The sequence below is a fragment of the Brevibacterium ammoniilyticum genome (genome assembly GCF_038429965.1).
Classification (GTDB): Bacteria; Actinomycetota; Actinomycetes; order Actinomycetales; family Brevibacteriaceae; genus Brevibacterium; species Brevibacterium ammoniilyticum.
The window spans coordinates 74,080-97,678 of sequence record NZ_BAABNP010000003.1 but is presented as its reverse complement, the minus strand read 5'-3'; the positions used below and the strand labels follow the sequence as shown (position 1 = coordinate 97,678).

The following is a 23,599-nucleotide window of genomic DNA, read 5'->3' as shown; positions in this document are numbered from 1 at the left end:
CGTTCATCACGGACATGAAGGAGATCGATGGTGGTTCCGCACGCAAGCCTCACCGAGGAGACGACCGAAGCCGAGGCTCTCGGCATGCTCGAGCAGATCAACGCCGGCGGCGCCGGCGGGGGACTCGCGAACCGGATGGGCATCGTCTTCACCGGCATCGGCTACGACTGGATGAGCGCCACCGTTCCGGTCGAGGGCAACACGCAGCCGATGGGCCTCTTCCACGGCGGCGGCCACGTCGTCCTCGCCGAGTCGCTGGCCTCGATGCATTCGTTCCTCACCAGCGGCGGGAAGAATGTCGTCGGCGTCGATCTCAACGCGACTCATCTGCGGGCGATGCGCGGTGAGCTCGTCACCGGGCGCGCCGAGGTGCTCCACCGCGGCCGCACCCTGATGTCCCATGAGGTGCGGATGACCGATGAGGAGGGCAGGCTGCTCTCGATCGTGCGGATCACGAACATGATCCTCGCGTCGAAGGCCTGATCCCCGCCGAGGCGGTAACGGGCAGAAATGAGTCCCCCGCCGAGGCGGTGGTGGGCAGAGAAGAGCCCCGCTCCCGGATTCCGGGGCGGGCCTCTTCTCTGTCTGCGGGCGCTCAGTCCTTCTTCGCGCCGATCTGCTTGAGCACGGTCTCGGCGACTTCGCGCATGGTCAGACGGCGGTCCATCGAGGTCTTCTGGATCCACCGGAAGGCCTCGGGCTCGCTCAGACCCATCGAGGTCTGCAGGAGGCTCTTGGCGCGTTCGACGAGCTTGCGGGTCTCGAAGCGCTCGGTGAGGTCGGAGATCTCGGATTCGAGCGAGCTGATCTCCGCGTGGCGCGAGAGCGCGATCTCGAGAGCGGGGATGAGGTCGGCCGAGGTGAAGGGCTTGACGACGTAGGCCATCGCACCGGCGTCGCGGGCGCGTTCGACGAGTTCCTTCTGCGAGAACGCGGTGAGGAGGACGACGGGGGCGATGCGGGCCTTGGCGATGCGTTCGGCGGCGGCGATGCCGTCGAGGATCGGCATCTTGATGTCCATGACGACGAGGTCGGGGCGCAGCTCTTCGGCCAGGCGGATGGCCGATTCGCCGTCGGCGGCTTCGCCGACGACGTCGTAGCCGACTTCGCGCAGCATCTCGACGATGTCGAGTCGGATCACGGCCTCGTCTTCGGCCACGACGACGCGGCGGACGGGCACGGATTCATCTGAGGTGGGTTGTTCGCTGTTGGAAAGCACGGCACCAGTCTAGACCAGGCCAGGCCGGCCCATCGCCGGATTCTCCTGTGAGGAGAGCCACCAGGGGCCAAGGCATCCTGGGTGCCGGGGATTGGGCATGAGCCGAGGCCTGTCGTAGAGTTAACGGTGTCGTCGGCATCGTCCGACGGCGAGCCGGATTGGCGGAATCGGTAGACGCGGCGCACTCAAAATGCGTTGTCGAAAGACGTGTGGGTTCGAGTCCCACATCCGGTACTCATCTCAAGCGCAGCGCCCGTGGTGCTGCGCTTCTTCTGTCTCAGCCTGGTTATCCGGCATGCAGTACACCGCGATCCGGATCGCGGTGTACTGCAACGTGCGGAGACCACTGCCAGGCGACCGTGTGCGGCGCGGGACGACACACGGTGGGGGCCGATTGAGTGATTCGCCGAGTCGTAGTGTAGATTCGGTGACGTACACCACGCGGGTGTAGTTCATCGGTAGAATGAGACCTTCCCAAGGTCTAGAGGCGGGTTCGACTCCCGTCACCCGCTCTCAGGCCACTGGCCTCTCTGTACCCCGCCGGGCAATGCCCATCTACGGGCGCTTGTGCGCCCACCAGACGGCGGTCTCGACGTGATTGCCACCCGCGAGAGGGCGCAGAACAGTCGCCTGCAAGGGGCGTTCTCGACACAGTGAAGCGGCCGCCGGCGTGATCGCCGGCGGCCGCTTCATCTCCGCTGTGGGTCTCAGCTGCGGATGCTCTCCCGAGCGGGAGACGCCTCGGATGCGGCCTCAGCTCTAGCGGACTTGGCCGCGGTGCTGTTCGCACCGTCCGCCTCGGCAGAAGCAACTTTCGCCCCGGCGGAAGCGGCGTCCACCTCGGCGACGGTGCCCTCCGCATCCTCATCGTTCACGGGAACATACCCGTTGACGCGCTTCGCGCCGTAGCGGGCGACATCGAGGATGCCGTGGCGCTTGGCGACGATCGCGGGGATGAGCGCCTGACCGGAGACGTTGAGTGCAGTGCGGCCCATGTCGACGATCGGCTCGATCGCGAGCAGCAGACCCACACCCTCGAGCGGCAGGCCCAGGGTCGAGAGCGTGAGGGTGAGCATGACGGTCGCCCCGGTGGTCCCGGCCGTCGCGGCGGAGCCGATGACGGAGACGAAGATGATGAGCAGGTACTGGATGGGTCCGAGCTCGATGCCGAAGAACTGGGCGACGAAGACCGCGGCGATGGCCGGGTAGATGGCCGCGCAGCCGTCCATCTTCGTCGTCGACCCGAAGGGCACGGCGAAGGCCGCATACCCCTGCGGGACGCCGAAGTTGTCGGTGGCGACCTTCTGCGTCACCGGCATCGTGCCGATCGAGGACCGGGAGACGAAGCCCATCTGCGTCGCCGGCCACACGCCAGAGAAGTACTGGCGCACGGAGAGCCCGTTGAGCTTCGCGAGGCTCGGGTAGACGACGAAGAAGACGATCGCGAGTCCGATGTAGACGGCGACGACGAACCACAGCAGCGAGCCCATCGTCGACCAGCCGTACGAGTTCACGGCGTTGCCGATGAGGCCGAGCGTGCCGATCGGGGCGATGCGCACGATCCACCACACGACCTTCTGGACGACGGCCAGCGCCGACTCGGAGAACTGGAGGAACGGCTCGGCGGCCTTGCCGACCTTGACCGCCGCGATGCCGATGGCACCGGAGACGATGATGAGCTGGAGGACGTTGAAGTTGACCTCGGAGACCAGGGCGCCTGCCTCATCGGGTGACGTGGAGACCTCGAGGCCGAGGAAGTTCACCGGGATGAGACCCGTGAGGAACCCGAGCCAGCTGCCTTCGCTCGTCGGAGCCTGCCCCTGGAGCGCGGAGGCGTCGGCATGGGCGCCCGGCTGCATGACAAGGCCGATGATCAGCCCGATGACGACGGCGATGAACGCGGTGAGCGCGAACCACAGCAGCGTCGACACGGCCAGCCGCGCAGCATTGGTCACCTTGCGCAGGTTGCCGATGCTCGCGATGATCGCGGTGATGATGAGCGGCACCACGGCCGCCTTGAGCAGGGTGACGTACGAGGACCCGATGGTCTCGAGCGTCTGCCCCAGCCAGTTGTCCTGCGCCTCGCTCACCGGTCCCCAGGACCGGGCGAGCAGTCCGAGGACGACACCGGCGACGAGCGCGATCGTCACCTGCACTCCGAACGACTTCGACCAAGCCGGCAGTCTCATGTGCTTCCTTTCGACGGTGGCGCCGGAACCCGTCGGGGTGCCGGCGAAGACTCAACTCCCTGCACAACTGTTGAGCAATCCGTCGAATTCCGCAAACTGACGTGACATGGATCGCATCCCCGCCGAGGCGGCCCTGGGTGCGCCAGGACGCGCGAAGGCCCGGCCGGAGATCGTCTCCAGCCGGGCCCCCGCTGCAGGCTCAGCCCGCCGCGCGCTCAGACCTCGGGGGTCCGCACGATCGGGATGTCCCGGGTGATCGGCGCTTCCGCGACGACCCCGTACCCGGCCAGCGGGTCCTCGTCGTTGTCCGTCGAATCCACGTACGCCGCGGCCACACCCTTTGCGGCATCCCCCATGGTGTGGATGCGCAGAGCGTTCGTCGACCCCGGGATCCCGGGAGGCGAACCAGCGACGAGGATCGACTGATCGCCCTCACGCGCAGTGCCGTCGGCGAGCAGCACCGCATCGACCTGCCTGGCCATCTGGTCGGTGTGCCGCACGGTCTTGACCAGATACGGGCGCACACCCCACGTCAGCGCGAGCTGGTGGCGGACCTGCGGATCGGGGGTGAAGCCGAGGATCGGCCACCTCGGACGCAGCCTGGACATCCGGCGCACCGAGTCACCGGTCTGCGAGAACGTGCAGAGCAGATCGATGTCGAGCTGCTCAGCGATCTGCACCGCCGCGGCCGTGACGGCCCCGCCCTTCGTGTGCGGCACCGTGCCGAGCGGACGGATCCGGTCGAGCCCGTGCTCCTCGGTCGAGGAGATGATCCGGCTCATCGTCCGGATCGCCTCGATCCAGTGCGCACCCACCGAGGTCTCACCCGAGAGCATGAGCGCATCGGCACCGTCGAGGACCGCGTTCGCGCAGTCGCTCGCCTCGGCGCGGGTGGGACGGGAGGCCTCGATCATCGTCTCGAGCATCTGCGTGGCGACGATGACGGGCTTGGCCTGCTGGCGGGCGATCTCGACGGCCCGCTTCTGCACGATCGGCACCTGCTCGAGCGGGAGCTCGACGCCGAGGTCGCCGCGAGCGACCATGATCCCGTCGAACGCGTCGATGACCTCGACGAGCTGTTCGACGGCCTGCGGCTTCTCGAGCTTCGCGATGACCGGCGCCCGGACCCCGACCTCGTCCATGACGGCGTGGACGTCGTCGATGTCGTCGGGGCTGCGCACGAACGACAGCGCCACCCAGTCGAAGCCGAGTTCGAGGCCCCACTTGAGGTCCTCGATGTCCTTCTCCGACAGCGCCGGCACGGAGACCGGGACGCCGGGCAGGTTGATGCCCTTGTGGTTGGAGATCGGACCGCCGATCTCGACCTCGGTGACGACGTCGGTCTCCGTCACCGCGGTCGCCCGCAGCCGCAGGCGGCCGTCATCGACGAGCAGCGGATCGCCCACGGACACGTCCGAGGGCAGGGTTTTCAGCGTCGTGCTCACGATCTCCGCGGTGCCGGGCACGTCCCGGCTGGTGATCGTGAACGTCTGCCCGTCCTCGAGGATCTCCTTGCCGTTCTCGAACGTGCCGACCCGGATCTTCGGACCCTGGAGGTCGAGGAGCACGGCGACGGCGCGTCCCGTGTCGAGAGCGGCCTGTCGGACCCAGGCGAACTTCTCCTCGTGCTCTTCGCGGCGACCGTGGCTGAGGTTGAACCTCGCCACGTCGACGCCCTCATCGACGAGTGTGCGGATGTCTTCGTAGGAATTCTGATTCGGACCCAGTGTTGCGACTATCTTTGCTCGCCTCATGCACTCCACCCTACCTGCACGTCAGTGGGCATTCGACCCTCTTCAGGCGATCGGAACCGCCTGTGGAGGCCGCGCACACCGATGTGCTCGTTCTCAGTCTGTGACACAGATCATTCTAGCTGGTGAAACCCGTATCGCGCGGGCCGACCGGGGCCGGCAGGCGCGTCGATCCCGTGAGGAACGTGTCGACCTCGGCGGCCGCCGCGCGTCCCTCGGCGATCGCCCACACGATGAGCGACTGACCGCGGCCGGCATCGCCGGCGACGAAGACTCCCGGCGCCGAGGCGGCGTACGAGTCATCGCGGACGAAGGCTCCGGTCTCGGCGACGTCGAGCCCGAGTCCCTCGGCCTCGGGGCCGGAGAAGCCGAGGGCGAGGAGGACAAGGTCGGCGTCGAGCCGGTGCTCGGTGCCCGGAGTCGGGATCCGCCGCCCGTCGACGAACTGGGTCTCGGAGACCGCGATCCCGTTGACCCGGCCCTCGCCGTCGCCGACGAACCCGGTCGTCGAGGCGAGGTACTTCCTCTCCCCACCTTCCTCGTGGGAGGTCTGGACCTCGAAGATCCGCGGGACAGTCGGCCACGGGTCGCTCTCGCTGCGGGAGGCAGGCGGCTTCTTCCCGATCGCCAGGGTCGTCACCGACGCGGCCTTCTGCCGCAGCGCCGTGCCGAGGCAGTCGGCCCCGGTGTCGCCGCCGCCGATGATGATGACGTGCTTTCCTGCGGCGTCGATCGGCGTCGGGGCGTCGCCCGCCTGCGCCCGGTTGGAGGGCACGAGGTAGTCCATCGCGAACTCGACGCCCTCGAGCTCCCGACCGTCCACCGGCATGTCGCGGGGCACGGTCGCCCCCGTGCACACGATGACGGCGTCGAAGCGGGCCCGCAGCTCCTCGAGGGTGAGGTCGACGCCGATCTCGACGCCGGTCTCGAAGCGCGTGCCCTCGGCCCGCATCTGGCTCAGCCTGCGGTCGATGTGGTGCTTCTCGAGCTTGAAGTCGGGGATCCCGTAGCGTAGCAGGCCGCCGAGGCGGTCGTCGCGTTCGTAGACGACGACGGTGTGTCCGGCCCGGGTGAGCTGCTGGGCCGCGGCGAGTCCCGCGGGACCCGAGCCGATGACGGCGACGGTGTGTCCCGTGATCCGCTCGGGGATCTCCGGTTGGATGAGGCCGGCGGCGAATCCCTGGTCGACGATGCTCACCTCGACCTGCTTGATCGTCACGGCGGGCTGGTTGATGCTGAGCACGCATGCGTTCTCGCACGGCGCCGGGCAGGCCCGTCCCGTGAATTCCGGGAAGTTGTTCGTCGCATGGAGGAGGTCGACGGCCCGGGGCAGCTCCCCGCGGTACATCGCATCGTTGAATTCCGGGATGAGGTTGCCCAGCGGGCACCCCTGGTGGCAGAAGGGCACACCGCAGTCCATGCAGCGCGAGGCCTGCCGACGCAGCTGGTCGGGATCACCCGCCTCGTAGACCTCGCGGTAGTCGAGCAGGCGGATGGGCACCGGGCGGCGTTCGGGCAGCTCCCGGCGCGGGACGGTGAGGAATCCGTGCGGATCAGCCATGGGTGACCTCCAGAATCTTGTGCCAGGCGGCTTCGGAATCGGGCAGCTCGCCCTCGGCGAGCATCTCCGTTTGGATGTCGCGCACCGCCTGGTAGGCGACGGGGATGATCTTCGTGAAGCGGGACAGCACGTCCTCGCCGCGGCGCAGTCCGGCCAGCAGCTCCCCGGCCAGCGGTGAGCCGGTCCATTCGAAGTGCTCGCCGAGGAGGCGCTCGAGCACCTCCATGTCGTCGACGCCGACCCCGGTGAACCGGAACACGCCGGCGGCGCGTTCGTCGGGGTTGAGGCGGGCGGGGTTGAAGTCGAGGACGTACGCGGTGCCCCCGGACATGCCGGCGGCGAAGTTGCGTCCGGTGCCGCCGAGGATGACGGCGACTCCCCCGGTCATGTACTCCAGGCCGTGGTCGCCGATGCCCTCGACGACCGCCTCGGCGCCGGAGTTGCGGACCATGAACCGCTCCCCCACCTGGCCGGAGATGAAGAGCTTGCCCGCCGTCGCCCCGTAGCCGATGACGTTGCCGGCGATGACGTTGTGCTCGGGGCGGGTCCGGTTCTCCGGATCCGGGTGGACGGCCACGGTGCCCCCGGACAGGCCCTTGCCAACGTAGTCGTTGGCGTCGCCGCTGAGTTCGATGCTCACGCCCTGCGGCAGGTAGGCGCCCAGGGACTGGCCGGCGGTGCCGTGGAGTTCGAGGCGGATCGTGTCCTCGGGCAGGCCCCGCTCGGCCCACGCCTTCGTCACGTGGTGGCCGAGCAGGGTCCCCACGCTGCGGTCGGTGTTGACCACGACCTGCGAGATCGCCACCGGTTCCTTCGTCTCGATCGCCTCCTTCGCCTGTTCGAGCAGGGTGAGGTCGAGTTCGGAGGCGAAGGTGCGGAAGACCTGGCCGGCACTCCGGCGGGAGACCGAGACGTTCCCGGCGAGGTCCCCGGGCACGGTGAGGATCTGATCGAGGTCGAGGTGGAGGCCCGAGGCCGCGGCCCGTTCCTCATCGATGCGCAGGCGCTCGACGGCGCCGATCGCCTCGTCGAGGGTCCGGAAGCCGAGCTGCGCGAGGTAACCGCGGACCTCCTCGGCGATGAACTCGAAGAAGTTCACGACGTGGTCGGCCTGACCCTGGTACCGCTGCCGCAGCACCGGGTTCTGCGTGGCCACGCCGACCGGGCACGTGTCCTTGTGGCACACGCGCATCATGATGCAGCCGGAGACGACGAGGGCGGTCGTGGCGAACCCGAACTCCTCAGCCCCGAGGAGGGCGGCGATGATGACGTCGCGGCCGGTCTTGAGCTGACCGTCGACCTGGACGGCCACCTTCTCCCGCAGGCCGTTGAGGATGAGGGTCTGCTGCGCTTCGGCGAGCCCGAGCTCCCACGGGGTGCCGGCGTGCTTGAGGGAGTTGAGCGGGCTCGCGCCCGTCCCTCCGTCGTGGCCGGAGATGAGGACGACGTCGGCACCGGCCTTGGCCACACCGGCCGCGACCGTGCCGACCCCGACTGCGGAGACGAGTTTGACGTGGACGCGGGCACGCGCGTTGGCCCGGCCGAGGTCGTAGATGAGCTGCGCCAAGTCCTCGATCGAGTAGATGTCGTGGTGTGGAGGCGGGGAGATCAGGCCCACGCCCGGGGTCGCGTGACGGGTCTTCGCGATCCACGGGTAGACCTTCTCGCCGGGCAGCTGGCCGCCTTCGCCGGGCTTCGCGCCCTGCGCCATCTTGATCTGCAGGTCGTCGGCTTCGGTGAGGTAGTGGCTGGTCACCCCGAACCGGCCCGAGGCGACCTGTTTGATCGCCGAGCGGCGTTCGGGGTCGAGGAGCCGGTCGGTGTCCTCCCCGCCCTCACCGGTGTTCGACTTGCCCCCGATCCGGTTCATCGCGATCGCGAGGGTCTCGTGGGCCTCCTTCGAGATCGAGCCGTAGCTCATCGCTCCCGTGGAGAAGCGCCGCATGATCGCCGAGGCGGGTTCGACTTCGGAGAGGTCGATCGGTCCGTGCTCGGCGGGGACGAGGTCGAGGAGTCCGCGCAGGGTCATGAGCTCCCGGGACTGGTCGTCGACGGCCTTCGTGTATTCGGTGAAGATGTCGAAGCGCTTCGTCGCCGTCGCATGCTGGAGTTTGAAGATCGTCTCCGGGTTGAACAGGTGTCCGGGCCCCTCCCGGCGCCACTGGTACTCCCCGCCGACCTTGAGCGGGCGGTGCGAGGGCCGCGGATGGTCGTCGCGGTAGGCGTCCGCATGCCGGGCGCCCGCCTCGGCGGCGACCTCGGCGATGCCCTTGCCCCCGAGCTGGTGGGGGGTCGAGGTGAAGTAGCGGTCGATGAAGTCCGCCGACAGTCCGATCGCCTCGAAGGTCTGGGCACCGTGGTAGGACTGCACGGTCGAGATCCCCATCTTCGACATGATCTTGAGCAGGCCCTTGTTCAGGGCGCCGAGGATGTTGCTCACGGCCGCGGGTTCGCTCACCCCGGTGAGCCGGTCGGCGCGGACCAGCGCCTCGGCGGACTCCATGACGAGGTACGGGTTGACGGCGGAGGCCCCGAAGCTCACGAGCGTGGCGACGTGGTGGACCTCGCGGACGTCGCCGGCTTCGACGACGATGCTCACCCGGGTCCGGGTGCGCTGCCGCACGAGGTGGTGGTGGAGGGCGGAGGTGAGCAGGAGCGAGGGGATCGGGGCGAGATCGGCCGTCGAGTCCCGGTCGGAGAGGATGATGAACACGGCACCGGAGTCCACGGCCGCATCCGCCTCGGCGCAGAGCTCATCGATGCGCCGCTCCATCGCATCGGGCCCGCCGTTGACGGAGAAGAGGCCGGAGAGGGTGACGGTGGGACGCGGATGGTCGACGCCGAGGTGGGTGCCCTGGACGTGGACGATCGCGGCGAGCTCGTCGTTGTCGATGACCGGACGCGAGAGCATGATGTGCGCCGAATCGGGTCGCGAGTGCTCGAGCAGGTTGCCCTCCCGACCGAGGCCGGCGGACATGCTCGTGACGATGTGCTCGCGGATCGAGTCGAGCGGCGGGTTCGTCACCTGCGCGAAGTTCTGGTGGAAGTAGTCGAAGAGCAGCCGCGGGCGGGTGCTCAGCCCGGCGATCGCGGTGTCGGTGCCCATGGCCCCCAGGGGTTCGACCCCGGTCTCGGCCATCGGGGAGATGAGCAGGCGCAGCTCCTCCTCGGTGTAGCCGAAGGTCCGCTGCCGGCGGCGCACCGAGGACTGCGGGTGGGTGACGTGGACGCGCGTGGGCAGGTCTTCGAGGCGCTTCGAGGAGTCGGCGACCCATTCCTCGTACGGGTGCTGGGTCGCGAGCTGGTTCTTGATCTCCGTATCCGAGATGATCCGCTCGGATTCGGTGTCGACCAAGAACATCCGGCCCGGGGTGAGGCGGCCGCGGCCGACGATCTCGTCCTCGGGGAGGTCGACGACGCCGATCTCGCTCGCAAGCACCACGGTGTCGCCGGTCATGACGTAGCGGGCCGGACGGAGTCCGTTGCGGTCGAGGACGGCACCGGCGATGCGGCCGTCGGTGAAGCCCACACAGGCGGGACCGTCCCACGGCTCCATGAGCAGCGAGTGGTATTCGTAGAAGGCCTTCCGCGACTCCCCCATGCCGGGGTTGTTCTCCCACGCTTCGGGGATCATCATGAGCATCGCCTGCGGCAGCGGACGGCCGGCGGCGACCATGAGTTCGAGGACCGCGTTGAAGGACGCGGAGTCCGAGGCCCCGGGCGGGACGATCGGGCACAGGCGCTCGATGCTGTCATCGGTGCCCGGCACCGGTGAGGCGAGGAGATCGGACTGCAGGTGGGATTCGCGGGCCTGCATCCAGTTGCGGTTGCCGCGCACGGTGTTGATCTCCCCGTTGTGGGCGATCGTGCCGAAGGGCTGGGCGAGCTGCCACGACGGGAACGTGTTCGTCGAGAACCGCGAGTGGACGAGGGCGATGCGCGAGGTCAGGCGCTCGTCGTGGAGTTCGGTGTAGTACGCGGCGAGCTGTCCGGTCGCGAGCATGCCCTTGTACGTGATCGTCGCCGGCGACAGCGACGGGAAGTAGATGCCCGCGTGGTCGAGGCGCTTGCGCACGATGTAGGCCCGTCGGCGCAGGTCGTCGGCATCCCGGGCGGGGAAGCGGGGGTCGAGTCCGAAGAAGACGTGGCGCATGTGCGGCTGGGTCGCCCGCGCGATCTCGCCGAGCACGGATTCGTCCCGGGGCACTTCGCGGATCGCGAGGACTACGAGGCCCTCCTCGGCGGCGATCGCGGACATGAGCTCGTCCTCGGCGGCCAGCGGCTCCTCGCCGGCGGTCGGGTAGTCGACGTCGCGGTCGCTCAGCGCTCCGCCGGTGAGGTCACGGCGGTAGTCCTGGGAGAAGAAGCCGATGCCCACGGCGTACTCGCCGGCCGCCGGCAGTTCCACGCCCTCGGCGGCGAGCACCTCGGCGAAGTAGTCGTGCGGGACCTGCAGGGTGATGCCCGCACCGTCGCCCGTGCCCTCGTCGGAGGCGATGCCGCCGCGGTGCTCGAGCTTGCGCAGGGCGCTCAGCGCCTGCTCGACGACCTCATGGTCGGACTCTCCCCGGTAGCGGACGATGAGTGCGAGGCCGCACGCATCGTGTTCGAGCGCGGGATCGTAGAGTCCGGTGCGCTGCTGCGGGAACTTCGGGGTCGATGAGGTGTCACGGGACATCGGCTGCCTTCACGGGGTCTAGTCAACTTCCAGCAGACGACGCTGTCTCGAACTGGCTTCGGCGCGCCCGGTCGGAGGTCGTCCTGCGGGCACAGGTGTGACGTGGTTCTCACGCTTGGATTACCAACCTACACCCCGTGGAGGCACTTCACGAAAACGCGAAAGGACCGAAAGGTGAACCAGAACGTCTCACTTGCCGGACTTTTCGTCCTCATTTCCGCGTGAACGCGAGCGGACATCGGGGATGATCGAGATCGCCGAGGTGACCGCTCCGAAGAATCCGAACCCGGGCTTCTCGTCCTCGGCACGGTCCTGTCGGGACCCGCGGGACCGCTTCGGCGACGCCCCGCCGGGCTGCTGCTCACCGCGGGGCTGCTGGTCGCCGCGAGGCGCTCCCTGCCCACCAGAGGCGCCGGGAGCCGCCGGCCCGCTGTGGTCGGCGCCGTCGTCCTCGTGGCGTCCGTGCTTGGCCAGGGCCCGGGCTCCGGGGAGGTAGACGGAGGTCTCGGGCTCCTTGTGCCGGGAGCGGGAGACGAGGAACCAGACGAGTCCGACGGCGAAGACGAGGATCGACGTCCAGATGTTGAGCCGCAGCCCGAGGACGAGTTCGGCGTCGTCGATGCGCAGGGCCTCGATCCACACGCGGCCTGCCGTGTAGTAGCAGATGTAGAGGGCGAAGACCTGACCGTGGCCGAGCCGGAACCGCTTGGCGGCATAGATGAGGATGAGACAGCCGGCGAGGTTCCACAGGGACTCGTAGAGGAACGTCGGCTGGAAGAGCGTGTCGGCGGGCAGGGCCGGGTCGGGCCAGTTCGGGTTGAGCTGGCCGTCGATGTACTTGTCGATCCGCAGACCCCACGGCAGGGTCGTGGGCCCGCCGAAGAGCTCCTGGTTGAACCAGTTGCCCCAGCGGCCGACGGCCTGGGCGAGGATGAGGCCGGGGGCGGCGGCGTCGAGGAAGGGCAGGATCCTGATCCCCTGGTAGCGGGCGACGGCCCAGGCCGCGAGCATGCCGAGTGCCACAGCACCCCAGATGCCGAGTCCGCCGTTCCAGATCTTGAAGGCGTCGAGCGGGTTGCCGTTCGGCCCGAAGTACGGGTCGGGGGTGGAGAAGATGTGGTAGAGCCGGCCGCCGATGATCCCGGCGGGCACGGTGATGATCGCGATGTTCCACAGGTCGTCCTCGTGTCCACCCATCGCGCGCCACCGCCTCGAGGTCAGCCACAGGGCGAGCAGGATGCCTGCGAGGATGCACAGGGCATAGGCGTGGACGGTGAGCGGGCCGATGGAGAACCCGCTCCAGCTCGGAGACGGGATCTCGGCGAGGACGTCGACGCCGCTCATGCGCAGCCCTCCCGGAGTTCGCGGGCCAGTTCGCGCAGGGCGGGCACGCCGCCTGAGTCGACGGCGCGGATGAGCGCGGAGCCGACGATGACGCCGTCGGCGTAGCCGGCCACCTCGGCGGCCTGGTCGCGGGTGGAGACGCCGAGGCCCACGCACACGTGCGGGGCGCCGGCCTCACGGAGGCGGGCGACGAGGTCGCGGGCGTGGTCGTCGACGCTCGAGCGGACTCCGGTCACGCCCATCGTCGAGGCGGCGTAGACGAAACCGCGGCTGGCGGCGACGATCTTAGCGATCCGTTCGGGCGTCGACGACGGCGCGGCGAGGAAGATCCGGTCGAGGCCGTACTCGTCGGCTGCGGCCATCCAGGCGGCGGCCTCGTCGGGGATGAGATCGGGGGTGATGATGCCGGCCCCACCGGCGGCGGCGAGGTCGCGGGCGAACGCGGACACACCGTACTGGAGGACGAGGTTCCAGTAGCTCATGACCACGGCTGTGCCTCCCGCCTCGGTGACGGCGGCGACGGCTGAGAAGACGTCCTTCGTCCGCACCCCGTTCTCGAGCGCGGTCTCCGCGGCCCTCTGGATGACGGGACCGTCCATGCCCGGGTCGGAGTAGGGCAGGCCGACCTCGACGATGTCGACGCCGGATTCGACGAGGGCGACCATCGCCTCGATCGACCCCTCCACGGTGGGGAAGCCCACGGGCAGGTAGCCGATGAGGGCGGCGCTGCGTCCCGCGGCGGCGACGGACTCCAGGGTCTCTCCGGTCGTCGTCATACCTGCACTGCTCCTTCGTCGAAGTAGTCGAACCACGTCGCTGCCGTGGTCATGTCCTTGTCCCCGCGACCCGAGAGGTTGACGAGGATGATGCCGTCGGGCCCGAGCTCCCGGCCGACCCGCATCGCCCCGGCCAGGGCGTGGGCGGATTCGATCGCCGGGATGATGCCCTCGGTGCGGGCGAGCAGCTGCAGGGCCTCCATCGCCTCCTCGTCGACGACGGGTTCGTAGACGACCCGACCGGCATCGTGGAGGTAGGAGTGCTCGGGGCCCACCGACGGATAGTCGAGGCCGGCCGAGACCGAATGGGAGGGACGGGTCTGCCCGTCCTCGTCCTGGAGGATGTACGTCGCCGAACCGTGGAGGACGCCGGGGCGTCCGCCGGAGAAGCGGGCGGCGTGACGGCCGGAGGCGATGCCCTCTCCCCCGGCTTCGAAGCCGAAGATCCGGACGTCGTCATCGAGGAAGGCCGCGAAGATGCCCATCGCGTTCGAGCCCCCGCCCACGCACGCGCACACCGCGTCGGGGAGACGGCCGACCTTCTCGAGCAGCTGCTCGCGCGCCTCGGTGCCGATGATCTTCTGGAAGGAGCGGACCATCGCCGGGAACGGGTGGGGGCCGGCGACGGTGCCGATGACGTAGTGGGTGCTGCCGACGTTGGCGACCCAGTCGCGCATCGCCTCGTTCATCGCATCCTTGAGGGTGCGGGTGCCGTTCGTCACGGAGTTGACCTTCGCACCGAGGAGGCGCATGCGGGCGACGTTGAGGGCCTGGCGCCGGGTGTCCTCCTCGCCCATGTAGACCTCGCACTCCATGTCGAGCAGTGCTGCGGCCGTGGCGGTGGCGACGCCGTGCTGACCGGCGCCGGTCTCGGCGATGAGGCGGGTCTTGCCCATCCGCTTGGCCAGCAGCGCCTGGCCGATCGCATTGTTGATCTTGTGGCTGCCGGTGTGGTTGAGGTCCTCGCGTTTGAGGAACACCCGCGCGCCGCCGCAGTGCTCGGCGAAGCGCTTGGCCTCGGTGAGCAGGCTGGGGCGGCCGATGTAGTCGACCTGCAGCTCGAGCAGCTGTGCGGTGAACTCGGGGTCGACCTGCGACTTCCGCCAGGTCTCCTCGATCTCGTCGAGCGCCGGGATGAGCGCTTCGGGGATGAACCGTCCGCCGAACGCACCGAAGTACGGTCCGGTCTCCATCGTCTCGGTCATGGCAGTCCTTCGGGGTCTGGGTCGGTTGCTCGCACGGCTGCCGAGGCGGCCGCTGGGTCAGGAAAGGATCTCAGGCGCGGATGCGCGGTGAGCGGGCGCTCCTGCCGGTCGCGGTGAACTCGGCCACCGCACGGTCGGGATCGCCGCCGATGACGAGCGCTTCGCCGACGAGCACGGCGTCGGCGCCCGCGCGGGCGTAGGCCTCGACATCGGCAGTTCCGGCGACCCCGGATTCGGCGACGAGCGTCGCCTCGGCGGGGGCTCGGCCGGCGAGTGGGGCGAAGCGGGCGGTGTCGACGCTCAGGTCCTTGAGGTTGCGCGTGTTGACGCCGATGAGTCGGGCGCCGATGTCGATCGCGGTCTCCATCTCGGCTTCGCTGTGCGTCTCGACGAGCGCGGTCATGCCCAGGGAGGCTGCGAGGTCGTGGAAGTCGCGCAGCTGCACGGGGTCGAGTGCTGCGACGATGAGGAGGACGAGATCGGCGCCGTGAGCGCGGGCCTCATGGAACTGGTACTCCTCGACCATGAAGTCCTTGCGCAGCACCGGGATGTCGACGGCCGCGCGGACGGCGTCGAGGTCGGCGAGGCTGCCGGAGAAGCGGCGGCCCTCGGTGAGCACGCTGATCGCCCGTGCCCCGCCTGAGGCGTAGAGGCCGGCGAGCGTGCCCGGATCCGGGATCTCGGCGAGGTCGCCGCGAGAGGGCGAACGGCGCTTCACCTCGGCGATGACACCGAAGTCCGCGTCGAGGTCGAAAGCGCGCACAGGCTCGGCCGCGGCAGCGGCTTCGACGATCGCCGTCAGCGGGACCTCGCGCCTGCGGGCCTCGAGGTCCTCACGGACGCCGGCGATGATGTCGTCGAGGACCGTCATCGGCGCTTCGGCTTGGTTCCCAGTCCGACAGCGCGCAGGATCATGCCGATGATGAGGCCGACGACGGCGACTCCGCCGCCGATGTAGACGATCGTCGGGTTGTGGATCGTGAAGCCCACACAGCCGATCGAGAGCCCCACGAGCATGATGATGACACCGGTCCAACCGGCGACTGAGTTGCCGTGGCCGGGATCGGCGATCGCGGCGTAGTCGATCGTGGACTTGTCGAGGTCGGTGGCGCCCGAACGGGCGACTGATTGCGACATGGTGCTCCTTACGCAGACGTGCTCAAGTATCTCGCTCCTATTGTGTCACGACCGACGGCGTCCGCTGACATCGACGCGAGGGTCTGAGACCGTCACTTCTTCGGGGGCGTCTCGTCGTCTCCCGGTTCGGTCTCCGGCCTCTCACGTGACTCAGGAGCGGGCTCCTCGCCCGGTGCCGCCTCGGCGGTCTGCCGCTCTTCGCCCGACTCGACCTCTTCGCCGCGGGAGAGCGCATCCCAGGTCGCCGCGGAGTCGAAGTCGCCGCCGGCGGACTCCGCGGTGCGCGCATACCGGTTCGACCCGGTCCAGTGCCGCGAGGCCGCGGCGACCCAGCCGATGACGATGACGGCGAGGATCGCTGCGAGCAGAGCGAACAGCGGCCACGAGGTCGCCCCCGGGGCGCCCATCGCGGTGATCGCGGACATGCCGTAGCCGAGGGCGGCGAGCAGGGCGAGGCCGAAGATGACGAAGCGCCCGATGCGCCCGAACATCGCCGAGAGCAGCCCGCAGACGGCGATGATCGCCACGCACGCGGTCGCGATCGGCGAGGCCTGGGTCGTCTCCGCCTGATCCGGCAGGGCGACGCCGGAGGGTCCGAGCGGCTCCGACCCGGCACCCGTCTGCCAGGTGGCCAAGGTGATCGCCCACAGGGCGGCGGCGAGGATGAGGACGAGGAGGACTCCGCGGGACTTCGTCATCGCAGACCTCCCGCCTCGACGACCGCCGCCTGCGGGGCAGCCACCTCGCCATCGACCCGCACCGCATGCTCGGCCGCGGCGGCCGCGGTGAGCACTGCGGCCGCCTTGTTCTCCGATTCCCGGTACTCAGTCTCGGGCACGGAGTCCGCGACGATGCCCCCGCCCGCGTAGACGCTCATCACGCCCTCGCGCAGCACACCGGTGCGGATGGCGATCGCCAGGTCGAGGTCGCCGGTGAACGACATGTACCCGACGACTCCCCCGTAGAGTCCGCGGCCGACGACCTCGAGCTCGTCGATGATCTGCAGGGCCCGCGGCTTCGGCGCCCCGGACAGGGTGCCGGCGGGGAACGTGGCCTTGAGCACATCGACGCCGCCGCGGCCCGCGGCGAGCTCACCGCGCACGGTCGAGGAGATGTGCATGATGTGGCTGAAGCGCTCGATGTCCATGAACGTGCTCACGTCGACCGTCCCGGCCCGGCAGACCTTCGCGAGGTCGTTGCGGGCGAGGTCGACGAGCATGAGGTGCTCGGCGCGCTCCTTCTCATCGCGCAGCAGATCCCGGGCCAGGCGGTCGTCCTCCTCCGGGCTCGCCCCGCGCGGGCGCGAACCGGCGATCGGGTGGGTGACGACGGTGCCCGAGCGCACCGTGACGAGCGCCTCGGGTGAGGAGCCGATGATGCTCACCGGCTGCCCGTCTGCGTCGGCGACGTTGATGAGGTACATGAACGGCGAGGGGTTCGAATGCCGGAGCATCCGGTAGACCATGAGCGGATCGGCCGCGCAGTCGGTGTCGAACCGCTGGCCGAGGACGACCTGGAAGATCTCACCGTCGACGATGTCCTGCTTCGCCCGCTCCACCCCGCCGAGGTAGTCCTGCCGGGGGGTGCGCGTGCGCACCTGCGGCTGTGCCGGACGGGGCAGGACCACCTCGGCGGGGGCGGGCCGGGTGATCCGGTTGACCATCGCCTCGATCCGGGCCACCCCGGAGGCGTAGGCCTCGTCGATCCCGGTCTCGGCCCCGTCGACGTTGACGACGTTGGCGACGAGGGTGAGCGTGCCGGAGTAGTGGTCGTAGACGGCGATGTCGCCGGGGATCATCAGCTGCACGGTCGGCAGGCGGTGTTCGTCGGGGCGGGGCGCCCCGAGCCGTTCGACCTCGCGGACGATGTCCCACCCGAAGTAGCCGACGAGGCTCGAGACCATCGGCGGGAGATCGCTCGTGTCGACCGCGAGGAGCTCGAGGGTCGCCGCTACTGCGTCGAGGACGCTGCCGGTCCGCGGCACCCCGACCGGCGGGGTGCCCTCCCAGGCGAACCCGTCGCCTGCGGTGACGAGGGTGGCGACAGGTGCGGAGCCGATGAAGGAGTAGCGGGCCCACGCGCCGGCCTCGGCGGACTCGAAGAGGAAGGACCCCGGCCCCGCATCGGTGAGCTTCGCATACAGGCTCAGCGGGGTCTCGGCGTCGGCGAGCACCTCCGCGGTGACGGGCACGAGCCGCGCGGTGGCCCCGGCGGCCCGGAAGCCTGCGAGGTCGGGGCGGATGTCGAGTCCGGACTCAGTTCTCGTCGCGGTCACTGATCGTCCTTCCGGTGAAGCAGGTGGCGGTGAGGGTGTGGCAGGCGGGACCGGTCTGGTCGACGACCATGAGCAGGGCGTCGGCGTCGCAGTCGAGCGCCAGGGAAACCAGGTACTGGGTGTGGCCGGAGGTCTCCCCCTTGACCCAGTGCTCCTGTCGGGAGCGGGACCAGTAGACGGCGCGGCGTTCGCTCAGGGTCCGCTCGATCGCGGTGCGGTCCATCCACGCGAGCATGAGCACGTCCCGGGTGCTCGCCTCCTGGACGACGACGGGGATGAGCCCGTTCTCACCGAGGCTGATGACCTCGCGCCAGTTCTCCGGTGTCGCGTCGATCTGTGCTGTGCTCATCGGACCTCGATCCCCTCTGCCGCGAGCGCGGCCTTGACCTCGTCGATGCGCAGGGTGCCGAAGTGGAACACGCTGGCCGCGAGCAGGGCGTCGGCGCCGGCCCGCACGGCCGGGGCGAAGTGCTCGACGGCGCCGGCCCCGCCCGAGGCGATGAGCGGCACGCTCACGGCCTGCCGGGCGGCTTTGATGAGTTCGAGGTCGAAGCCGTCACGGGTGCCGTCGGCGTCGATCGAGTTGAGCAGCACCTCCCCGACTCCGCGGTCGGCGGCTTCGCGGATCCACTCGATGGCATCCCGTCCGGTGCCCTCCCGGCCGCCGCGGATCGTCACCTCGAACCCCGAGGCGGTCGGGGCGCCCTGCGTGCGTCTCGCGTCGAGTGAGAGGACGAGGACCTGGTTGCCGAAGTGACGGGAGATGTCGCTGATGAGCTGCGGGTCGGCGACCGCGGAGGTGTTGACGGAGACCTTGTCCGCCCCGTCGCGCAGGAGCCGGTCGACGTCGGAGACGCTGCGGATGCCGCCGCCGACGGTGAGCGGGATGAAGACCTCCTCAGCGCACGCGGCGACGACGTCGTGGACGGTCTCCCGGTCGCCCGAGCTCGCGGTGACGTCGAGGAAGGTGAGTTCGTCGGCCCCCGATTCGCCGTACGCGCGGGCGAGTTCGACGGGGTCGCCGGCGTCGCGGAGGTCGGCGAAGCGGACTCCTTTGACAACGCGGCCGGCGTCGACGTCGAGGCACGGGATGACTCTCACGGCAACCATGGTCTGCTCCTCAGATTCCCAATGTCCGGTAGCGCTCCATCCGCCGGGCCAGGCGGCGGCCTGCGGGTTCGCGCATGAGTTCGATGAGTTCGTATTCGAGTGTCGCACCGACCCGGGCGACGAAGTCCAGCGGTTCCTCGCTGGCGTCGGGATGCTCGGCGATGATCCGGTCGACGACCCCGGTCTCGAGCAGCTTCGGGGCGTGCACGCCTTGGCTCTGCGCCATCTGCGGGGCGAACTCCGTGGTCCGGTGGACGATCGCCGACGCCCCTTCGGGCGGCAGCGGGGACAGCCACCCGTTCTCGGCGCTGAGCACCCGGTCGGCGGGGATGAGCGCGAGCGCCCCTCCCCCGGAGCCCTCGCCGAGGATGAGGGAGACCGAGGGGGCGTCGAGGTTGGCGAGGTCGGCCAGGGACCGGGCGATCTCCCCGGCGATGCCGCCCTCCTCGGCGGACTGCGAGAGTGCCGCCCCCGGGGTGTCGATGACGGTGACGAGCGGCAGGGAGAGTTCCGCGGCGAGCTTCATCCCGCGCCTGGCCTCCCGCAGGGCCGCCGGTCCGAGCGGGGCCCGGGAGTCCTGCCGGAACCGATCCTGTCCGAGGACGATGCACGGGGCGGAGCCGAACTTCGCGAGTGCGAGGAGCAGCCCGGGGTCCTTCTCGCCCTGCCCGGTGCCGTTGAGCGGCAGGACCGTGTTCGCCGCGGTCCGCAGCAGGTCGCGCACGCCGGGGCGCTGCGGGTTGCGGGAGCGGGTGATCGCCTGCCACGCATCGGCGTCGGGGTCGATGCGGACGGGACGGGTGTCGGGGTCGGGCACGCGGGCGGGCACTTCCTTGGCGCCCATGAGGACGTCGAGGACGCGGGAGACGGTGGCGTGGATCCGCTCGGGGCCGATGACGGCGTCGATGATGCCGTGCTTGTGGAGGTTCTCCCCGGTCTGGACGTTCTCCGGAAACGCTTCGCCGTAGATAGCTTCGAACACACGCGGTCCGAGGAACCCGATGAGGGAGCCGGGTTCGGCGACGGTGACATGGCCCATCGACCCCCACGAGGCGAAGACTCCCCCGGTCGTCGGGTGCCGGAGGTAGACGAGGTAGGGCAGGCCGGCCCGCCGGTGGGCGACGACGGCATTGGTGATCTTGACCATCGAGAGGAACGCGACCGTGCCCTCCTGCATGCGGGTGCCCCCGGAGGCGGGTCCGGCGAGCAGCGGCAGGCCTTCGAGGGTGGCGCGTTCGATCGCGTCGACGAGCCGTTGGGCGGCGGCGACGCCGATCGAACCGGCGAGGAACCGGAACTCGCCGGCGACGACGGCGACACGGCGGCCGTTGATCGTCCCCTCTCCGGTGATGATCGCCTCGTCGACACCGGACTTCTCGGCCGCGGCGGCGAGTTCGGCCGCGTAGCCCTCGCTCACTCCCCCGGCCGGGGTGATCGGCGCCTCGTCCCAGGAGACGAAGGAGCCTGCGTCGAGGACGATGTCGACGAGTTCGTTCGCGTTCAGGCGGGCCACGGTCTCACCGCCCCTCAGGTGGCGTCGTCTCGGGCTCATTCGCCCCGGTCAGCCAGGCGGCGATCGCCTCGGCGTCCTCGTCCAGCAGCGGCGGGGCCTCGTGGGTGGTCTTCGTCGTCTCCACCTCGGTGCCGGCCTCGCTGTCGAAGAACCGCAGGGGCGGGCCGGGCAGGTCGATGTCGCCGAGCACCGGATGGTCGACGGAGACCTTGAGTCCCTGGCTGAGCGCCTGCTCCCATGCGTAGACCTCGGGCAGGGTGCGCACGGTGCCGGCGGGGATGCCTGCGGCACTGAGCTTCTCCAGCAGGGTCGCTGAGTCGAAGGCTGCGAACCGGGATTCGATGAGGTCGATGACGGCCTGCCGGTTGGCCACACGGGCCGCGTTGTCCTCCATGCCCGGGGTCGCCGGGTCGATGTCGAAGGCGGCGGTGAACTTCTGCCAGAGGTTCTCATTGCCCACCGAGATCTGCACGGCGCCGTCCTGCGAGGCGAAGAGCCCGTAGGGCGAGAGCGACGGGTGGTGGTTGCCGCCGGGCAGCGGGGTCTCCCCGGCCACGGTGGTCCGGGTGCCCTGGAAGGCATGGACGCCGACCATGCCGGCGATGAGCGAGGTGCGCACGATCTTGCCGCGGCCGGTTCGTTCGCGCTCCAGCAGGGCGGCGAGCACCCCGTAGGAGCCGTAGATGCCGGCGAGCAGGTCGGCGATCGGCACGCCGACGCGCTGCATGTCGTCGGGACCCGAGCCGGTCAGGGACATCAGTCCCGCCTCACCCTGGGCGATCTGGTCGTAGCCGGCGCGCGCGGACTCGGGCCCGTCGTGGCCGAAGCCGGTGATCGAGAGGATGACGAGCCTGGGGTTGATCTCCATGCAGCGGGCGGTGGAGAAGCCGAGGCGGTCGAGCACGCCGGTGCGGAAGTTCTCGATGAGGACGTCGGCGCGAGCGATGAGCTCGGTGAGCGTGGCCGTTCCGGTCTCGGATTTGAGGTCGAGGGCGATCGACTCCTTGTTGCGGTTGCAGGAGAAGAAGTACGTGGCCTGCTCCTGGCCGGCGGGGCCGACGAAGGGCGGACCCCAGGACCGGGAGTCGTCGCCGCGGCCGGGGTTCTCGACCTTGATGACGCGGGCGCCGAGGTCGCCGAACATCATCCCGGCGTGCGGTCCGGCCAGCGCTCGGGAGAGGTCGATGACGGTGTAACCGGTCAGCGGCCCCGTCTCGCGGGCGGGTGCGGGCTCGGTCATGGCTGGTCCTCCTCGAAGTTCGTCCATCTGGTCACGAGCATACGCAGTCGGGCGACCTCCTCGTGTGCGCGGGGGCCGTCGGCATGCTGGATCGCCATGACCGCGCACGTGGTGCCGTCGGCGAGGTCGAGGACGGGCCACGGGTCGTCGCCGACGGAGGAGAACGTCACGCCGAGGATCTGCGACCACGGTATGTGCCGGGTGCGCACGATGTTGCGCACCGTCAGCCCCGTCTCATCGGGTCGGGCCTGGATGTCGGCGACGCGCAGCAGGGCCCCGCCGAAGAGGATCCCCAGCAGGTTCATCCACACCATGTCGATGAGGTGCCACGGTCTCCAGTCGACGACGAAGAGGGCGAGTGAGAGGACCGCGAACCCGACGAACAGGGCGATGGATCCGACGATGCCGATGATCCTCACCTGCCGCGGGCGGAAGACCTCGAACTCAGATGCGGCAGGCGCCAATGCTCGTCACCAGAATCGCGCGGGCTCCGACCGCGTAGAGGCGGTCCATGACGTTGTTGACCGATTTCGCCTCGACCATGACCCGCACCGCCACCCAGCCGGTCTCCTGGAGCGGGGAGACGGTGGGCGATTCGAGCCCGGGGGTCAGGGCGATCGCCTCGGGCACGAGGCGCTCTTCGATGTTGTAGTCGACGAGGACGTACTGGCGGGCGACCATGACGGATTCGAGTCGGCGGCGCAGCACCTCGATCGAAGCGTCGGCGCCGTCGCGCTGGACGAGCACGGCCTCGGAGTCGAGCAGGGGTTCGCCGAAGGTCTCGAGTCCCGCGGCGCGCAGGGTCGACCCGGTTTCGACGACGTCGGCGACGGCGTCGGCGACGCCGAGCTGGATCGAGACCTCGATGGCCCCGTCGAGCTGCACCGTCGTCGCGCTGATCCCGCGTTCGTCGAGGTCGGTCTGGACGAGGTGCGGGAAGCTCGTGGCGATCCGCAGTCCTGCGAGTTCGTCGACCGAGGTGAAACGGCCGGACTCCCCGGCGTAGAAGAAGCGGGAGGAGCCGAAGCCGAGTCCGACGACCTCCTGGGCCGGCGCCTGGGATTCGAGCAGGAGGTCACGGCCGGTGATGCCGGCGTCGAGGATGCCGGAGCCGACGTAGACGGCGATGTCGCGGGGGCGGAGATAGAAGAACTCGACCCCGTTGACGTCGTCGCGATGGACGAGCGTCTTCGATCCGCGGCGGGTCGAGTACCCGGCTTCGCTGAGCATGTCGGTGGCGGCTTCGGACAGGATGCCCTTGTTGGGCACGGCTACACGCAGCATGTCGTCCTTTGCGGAAGGTGGTGTCGGTGGGTTCGCGGTCAGAGCGTCGCGTTGACGTCGTCGAGACTGAGATCCTTGGCGATCATGAGCACCTGGAGATGGTAGAGCAGCTGGGAGATCTCCTCGGCGAGCTCGTCCTTCGTCTCATATTCGGCGGCCATCCACACCTCTGCGGCCTCCTCGACGATCTTCTTGCCGATCGCATGGACTCCGGCGTCGAGTTCGGCGACGGTCTTCGACCCCGCGGGGCGGTCGAGGGACTTCTGGAGGAGTTCGGCGTAGAGGGAATCGAAGGTCTTCACCTGATCCAGGGTAGA

At 69.4% G+C, this 23,599-nt stretch carries 20 protein-coding genes and 2 tRNA genes; 3 read left to right on the top strand and 19 right to left on the bottom strand.

All coding sequences use genetic code 11. The annotated features are described in order from the left end of the window. The first annotated feature begins 27 nt into the window (after positions 1-27). Entirely contained in the window at positions 28-483 is a 456-nt protein-coding gene (locus AAHA49_RS04260) for a hotdog fold thioesterase (RefSeq protein ID WP_342037318.1), read from the top strand. A gap of 112 nt (positions 484-595) precedes the next feature. Here AAHA49_RS04260 and AAHA49_RS04255 read toward each other — a convergent pair whose 3' ends face one another. Then, positions 596-1,219: an ANTAR domain-containing response regulator gene (locus AAHA49_RS04255; RefSeq protein ID WP_051995515.1), complete on the bottom strand. Its 624-nt coding sequence runs from the start codon at positions 1,217-1,219 to the stop codon at positions 596-598. A gap of 152 nt (positions 1,220-1,371) precedes the next feature. Between AAHA49_RS04255 and AAHA49_RS04250 the strand changes: the two genes are divergently transcribed. Together AAHA49_RS04250 and AAHA49_RS04245 are read left to right on the top strand one after the other, a co-directional pair. Further along, positions 1,372-1,453: transfer RNA gene (locus tag AAHA49_RS04250), tRNA-Leu, on the top strand. A gap of 207 nt (positions 1,454-1,660) precedes the next feature. Further along, positions 1,661-1,731 (top strand) — tRNA-Gly (locus AAHA49_RS04245). Between the two features lie 195 nt (positions 1,732-1,926). Here AAHA49_RS04245 and AAHA49_RS04240 read toward each other — a convergent pair. From AAHA49_RS04240 to AAHA49_RS04155, 18 genes are all read right to left on the bottom strand, one after another. Continuing rightward, positions 1,927-3,408, bottom strand: a complete 1,482-nt coding sequence (locus tag AAHA49_RS04240) for a dicarboxylate/amino acid:cation symporter (protein ID WP_342037317.1) — start codon at positions 3,406-3,408, stop codon at positions 1,927-1,929. A gap of 215 nt (positions 3,409-3,623) precedes the next feature. Further along, positions 3,624-5,162, bottom strand: a complete 1,539-nt coding sequence (pyk, locus tag AAHA49_RS04235) for a pyruvate kinase (RefSeq protein ID WP_342037316.1) — start codon at positions 5,160-5,162, stop codon at positions 3,624-3,626. Positions 5,163-5,277: 115 nt separating this feature from the next. After that, on the bottom strand, positions 5,278-6,720 hold the full coding sequence (locus tag AAHA49_RS04230) for a glutamate synthase subunit beta (protein ID WP_342037315.1): 1,443 nt from the start codon (positions 6,718-6,720) through the stop codon (positions 5,278-5,280). Next, complete coding sequence (gene gltB / locus AAHA49_RS04225; RefSeq protein ID WP_342037314.1) at positions 6,713-11,398, bottom strand: glutamate synthase large subunit; 4,686 nt, start codon at positions 11,396-11,398, stop codon at positions 6,713-6,715. The genes AAHA49_RS04230 and gltB overlap by 8 nt, the downstream gene beginning before the upstream one ends. Before the next feature lie 189 nt (positions 11,399-11,587). Then, on the bottom strand, positions 11,588-12,742 hold the full coding sequence (gene lgt, locus AAHA49_RS04220; protein WP_342037313.1) for a prolipoprotein diacylglyceryl transferase: 1,155 nt from the start codon (positions 12,740-12,742) through the stop codon (positions 11,588-11,590). Continuing rightward, positions 12,739-13,518 (bottom strand): tryptophan synthase subunit alpha, encoded by a 780-nt coding sequence (trpA, locus tag AAHA49_RS04215; RefSeq protein WP_342037312.1) that lies wholly within the window; start codon positions 13,516-13,518, stop codon positions 12,739-12,741. The genes lgt and trpA overlap by 4 nt, the downstream gene beginning before the upstream one ends. After that, positions 13,515-14,723 (bottom strand): tryptophan synthase subunit beta, encoded by a 1,209-nt coding sequence (gene trpB / locus AAHA49_RS04210; RefSeq protein ID WP_342037311.1) that lies wholly within the window; start codon positions 14,721-14,723, stop codon positions 13,515-13,517. Before trpB ends, trpA begins: the two co-directional genes overlap by 4 nt. Before the next feature lie 70 nt (positions 14,724-14,793). Continuing rightward, positions 14,794-15,594 carry an indole-3-glycerol phosphate synthase TrpC gene (gene trpC / locus AAHA49_RS04205; RefSeq protein WP_342037310.1) on the bottom strand — a complete coding sequence of 267 codons (801 nt, stop codon included), beginning with the start codon at positions 15,592-15,594 and terminating at the stop codon, positions 14,794-14,796. After that, positions 15,591-15,860: an HGxxPAAW family protein gene (locus AAHA49_RS04200; RefSeq protein ID WP_339392712.1), complete on the bottom strand. Its 270-nt coding sequence runs from the start codon at positions 15,858-15,860 to the stop codon at positions 15,591-15,593. Before AAHA49_RS04200 ends, trpC begins: the two co-directional genes overlap by 4 nt. Positions 15,861-15,952: 92 nt before the next feature. Then, positions 15,953-16,558, bottom strand: a complete 606-nt coding sequence (locus AAHA49_RS04195; protein ID WP_342037309.1) for a Trp biosynthesis-associated membrane protein — start codon at positions 16,556-16,558, stop codon at positions 15,953-15,955. After that, complete coding sequence (trpE, locus tag AAHA49_RS04190; RefSeq protein WP_342037308.1) at positions 16,555-18,135, bottom strand: anthranilate synthase component I; 1,581 nt, start codon at positions 18,133-18,135, stop codon at positions 16,555-16,557. The genes AAHA49_RS04195 and trpE overlap by 4 nt, the downstream gene beginning before the upstream one ends. Continuing rightward, a complete protein-coding gene (hisI, locus tag AAHA49_RS04185) occupies positions 18,116-18,484 on the bottom strand; it encodes a phosphoribosyl-AMP cyclohydrolase (protein WP_342037307.1) in 369 nt (122 codons plus the stop codon). The genes trpE and hisI overlap by 20 nt, the downstream gene beginning before the upstream one ends. Next, positions 18,481-19,245: an imidazole glycerol phosphate synthase subunit HisF gene (gene hisF / locus AAHA49_RS04180; protein ID WP_342037306.1), complete on the bottom strand. Its 765-nt coding sequence runs from the start codon at positions 19,243-19,245 to the stop codon at positions 18,481-18,483. The genes hisI and hisF overlap by 4 nt, the downstream gene beginning before the upstream one ends. Before the next feature lie 10 nt (positions 19,246-19,255). Further along, positions 19,256-20,758 (bottom strand): carboxyl transferase domain-containing protein, encoded by a 1,503-nt coding sequence (locus AAHA49_RS04175; protein ID WP_342037305.1) that lies wholly within the window; start codon positions 20,756-20,758, stop codon positions 19,256-19,258. A gap of 4 nt (positions 20,759-20,762) precedes the next feature. Continuing rightward, entirely contained in the window at positions 20,763-21,998 is a 1,236-nt protein-coding gene (locus AAHA49_RS04170) for a CaiB/BaiF CoA transferase family protein (RefSeq protein WP_342037304.1), read from the bottom strand. Next, on the bottom strand, positions 21,995-22,462 hold the full coding sequence (locus AAHA49_RS04165; protein WP_342037303.1) for a PH domain-containing protein: 468 nt from the start codon (positions 22,460-22,462) through the stop codon (positions 21,995-21,997). The genes AAHA49_RS04170 and AAHA49_RS04165 overlap by 4 nt, the downstream gene beginning before the upstream one ends. Continuing rightward, a complete protein-coding gene (hisG, locus tag AAHA49_RS04160; protein ID WP_342037302.1) occupies positions 22,443-23,282 on the bottom strand; it encodes an ATP phosphoribosyltransferase in 840 nt (279 codons plus the stop codon). Before hisG ends, AAHA49_RS04165 begins: the two co-directional genes overlap by 20 nt. Before the next feature lie 38 nt (positions 23,283-23,320). Then, entirely contained in the window at positions 23,321-23,584 is a 264-nt protein-coding gene (locus AAHA49_RS04155) for a phosphoribosyl-ATP diphosphatase (RefSeq protein WP_339392721.1), read from the bottom strand. Positions 23,585-23,599: the final 15 nt, after the last annotated feature.

Coding starts and splice junctions, on each gene's coding strand:
- trpA (WP_342037312.1), bottom strand. CDS start 13,518: ATGACGACGACCGGAGAGACCCTGGAGTCCGTCGCCGCCGCGGGACGC.
- AAHA49_RS04195 (WP_342037309.1), bottom strand. CDS start 16,558: ATGACGAAGTCCCGCGGAGTCCTCCTCGTCCTCATCCTCGCCGCCGCC.
- trpC (WP_342037310.1), bottom strand. CDS start 15,594: ATGACGGTCCTCGACGACATCATCGCCGGCGTCCGTGAGGACCTCGAG.
- pyk (WP_342037316.1), bottom strand. CDS start 5,162: ATGAGGCGAGCAAAGATAGTCGCAACACTGGGTCCGAATCAGAATTCC.
- AAHA49_RS04170 (WP_342037304.1), bottom strand. CDS start 21,998: ATGACCGAGCCCGCACCCGCCCGCGAGACGGGGCCGCTGACCGGTTAC.
- hisG (WP_342037302.1), bottom strand. CDS start 23,282: ATGCTGCGTGTAGCCGTGCCCAACAAGGGCATCCTGTCCGAAGCCGCC.
- AAHA49_RS04200 (WP_339392712.1), bottom strand. CDS start 15,860: ATGTCGCAATCAGTCGCCCGTTCGGGCGCCACCGACCTCGACAAGTCC.
- AAHA49_RS04230 (WP_342037315.1), bottom strand. CDS start 6,720: ATGGCTGATCCGCACGGATTCCTCACCGTCCCGCGCCGGGAGCTGCCC.
- lgt (WP_342037313.1), bottom strand. CDS start 12,742: ATGAGCGGCGTCGACGTCCTCGCCGAGATCCCGTCTCCGAGCTGGAGC.
- AAHA49_RS04240 (WP_342037317.1), bottom strand. CDS start 3,408: ATGAGACTGCCGGCTTGGTCGAAGTCGTTCGGAGTGCAGGTGACGATC.
- AAHA49_RS04260 (WP_342037318.1), top strand. CDS start 28: ATGGTGGTTCCGCACGCAAGCCTCACCGAGGAGACGACCGAAGCCGAG.
- hisF (WP_342037306.1), bottom strand. CDS start 19,245: ATGGTTGCCGTGAGAGTCATCCCGTGCCTCGACGTCGACGCCGGCCGC.
- hisI (WP_342037307.1), bottom strand. CDS start 18,484: ATGAGCACAGCACAGATCGACGCGACACCGGAGAACTGGCGCGAGGTC.
- trpB (WP_342037311.1), bottom strand. CDS start 14,723: ATGACCGAGACGATGGAGACCGGACCGTACTTCGGTGCGTTCGGCGGA.
- gltB (WP_342037314.1), bottom strand. CDS start 11,398: ATGTCCCGTGACACCTCATCGACCCCGAAGTTCCCGCAGCAGCGCACC.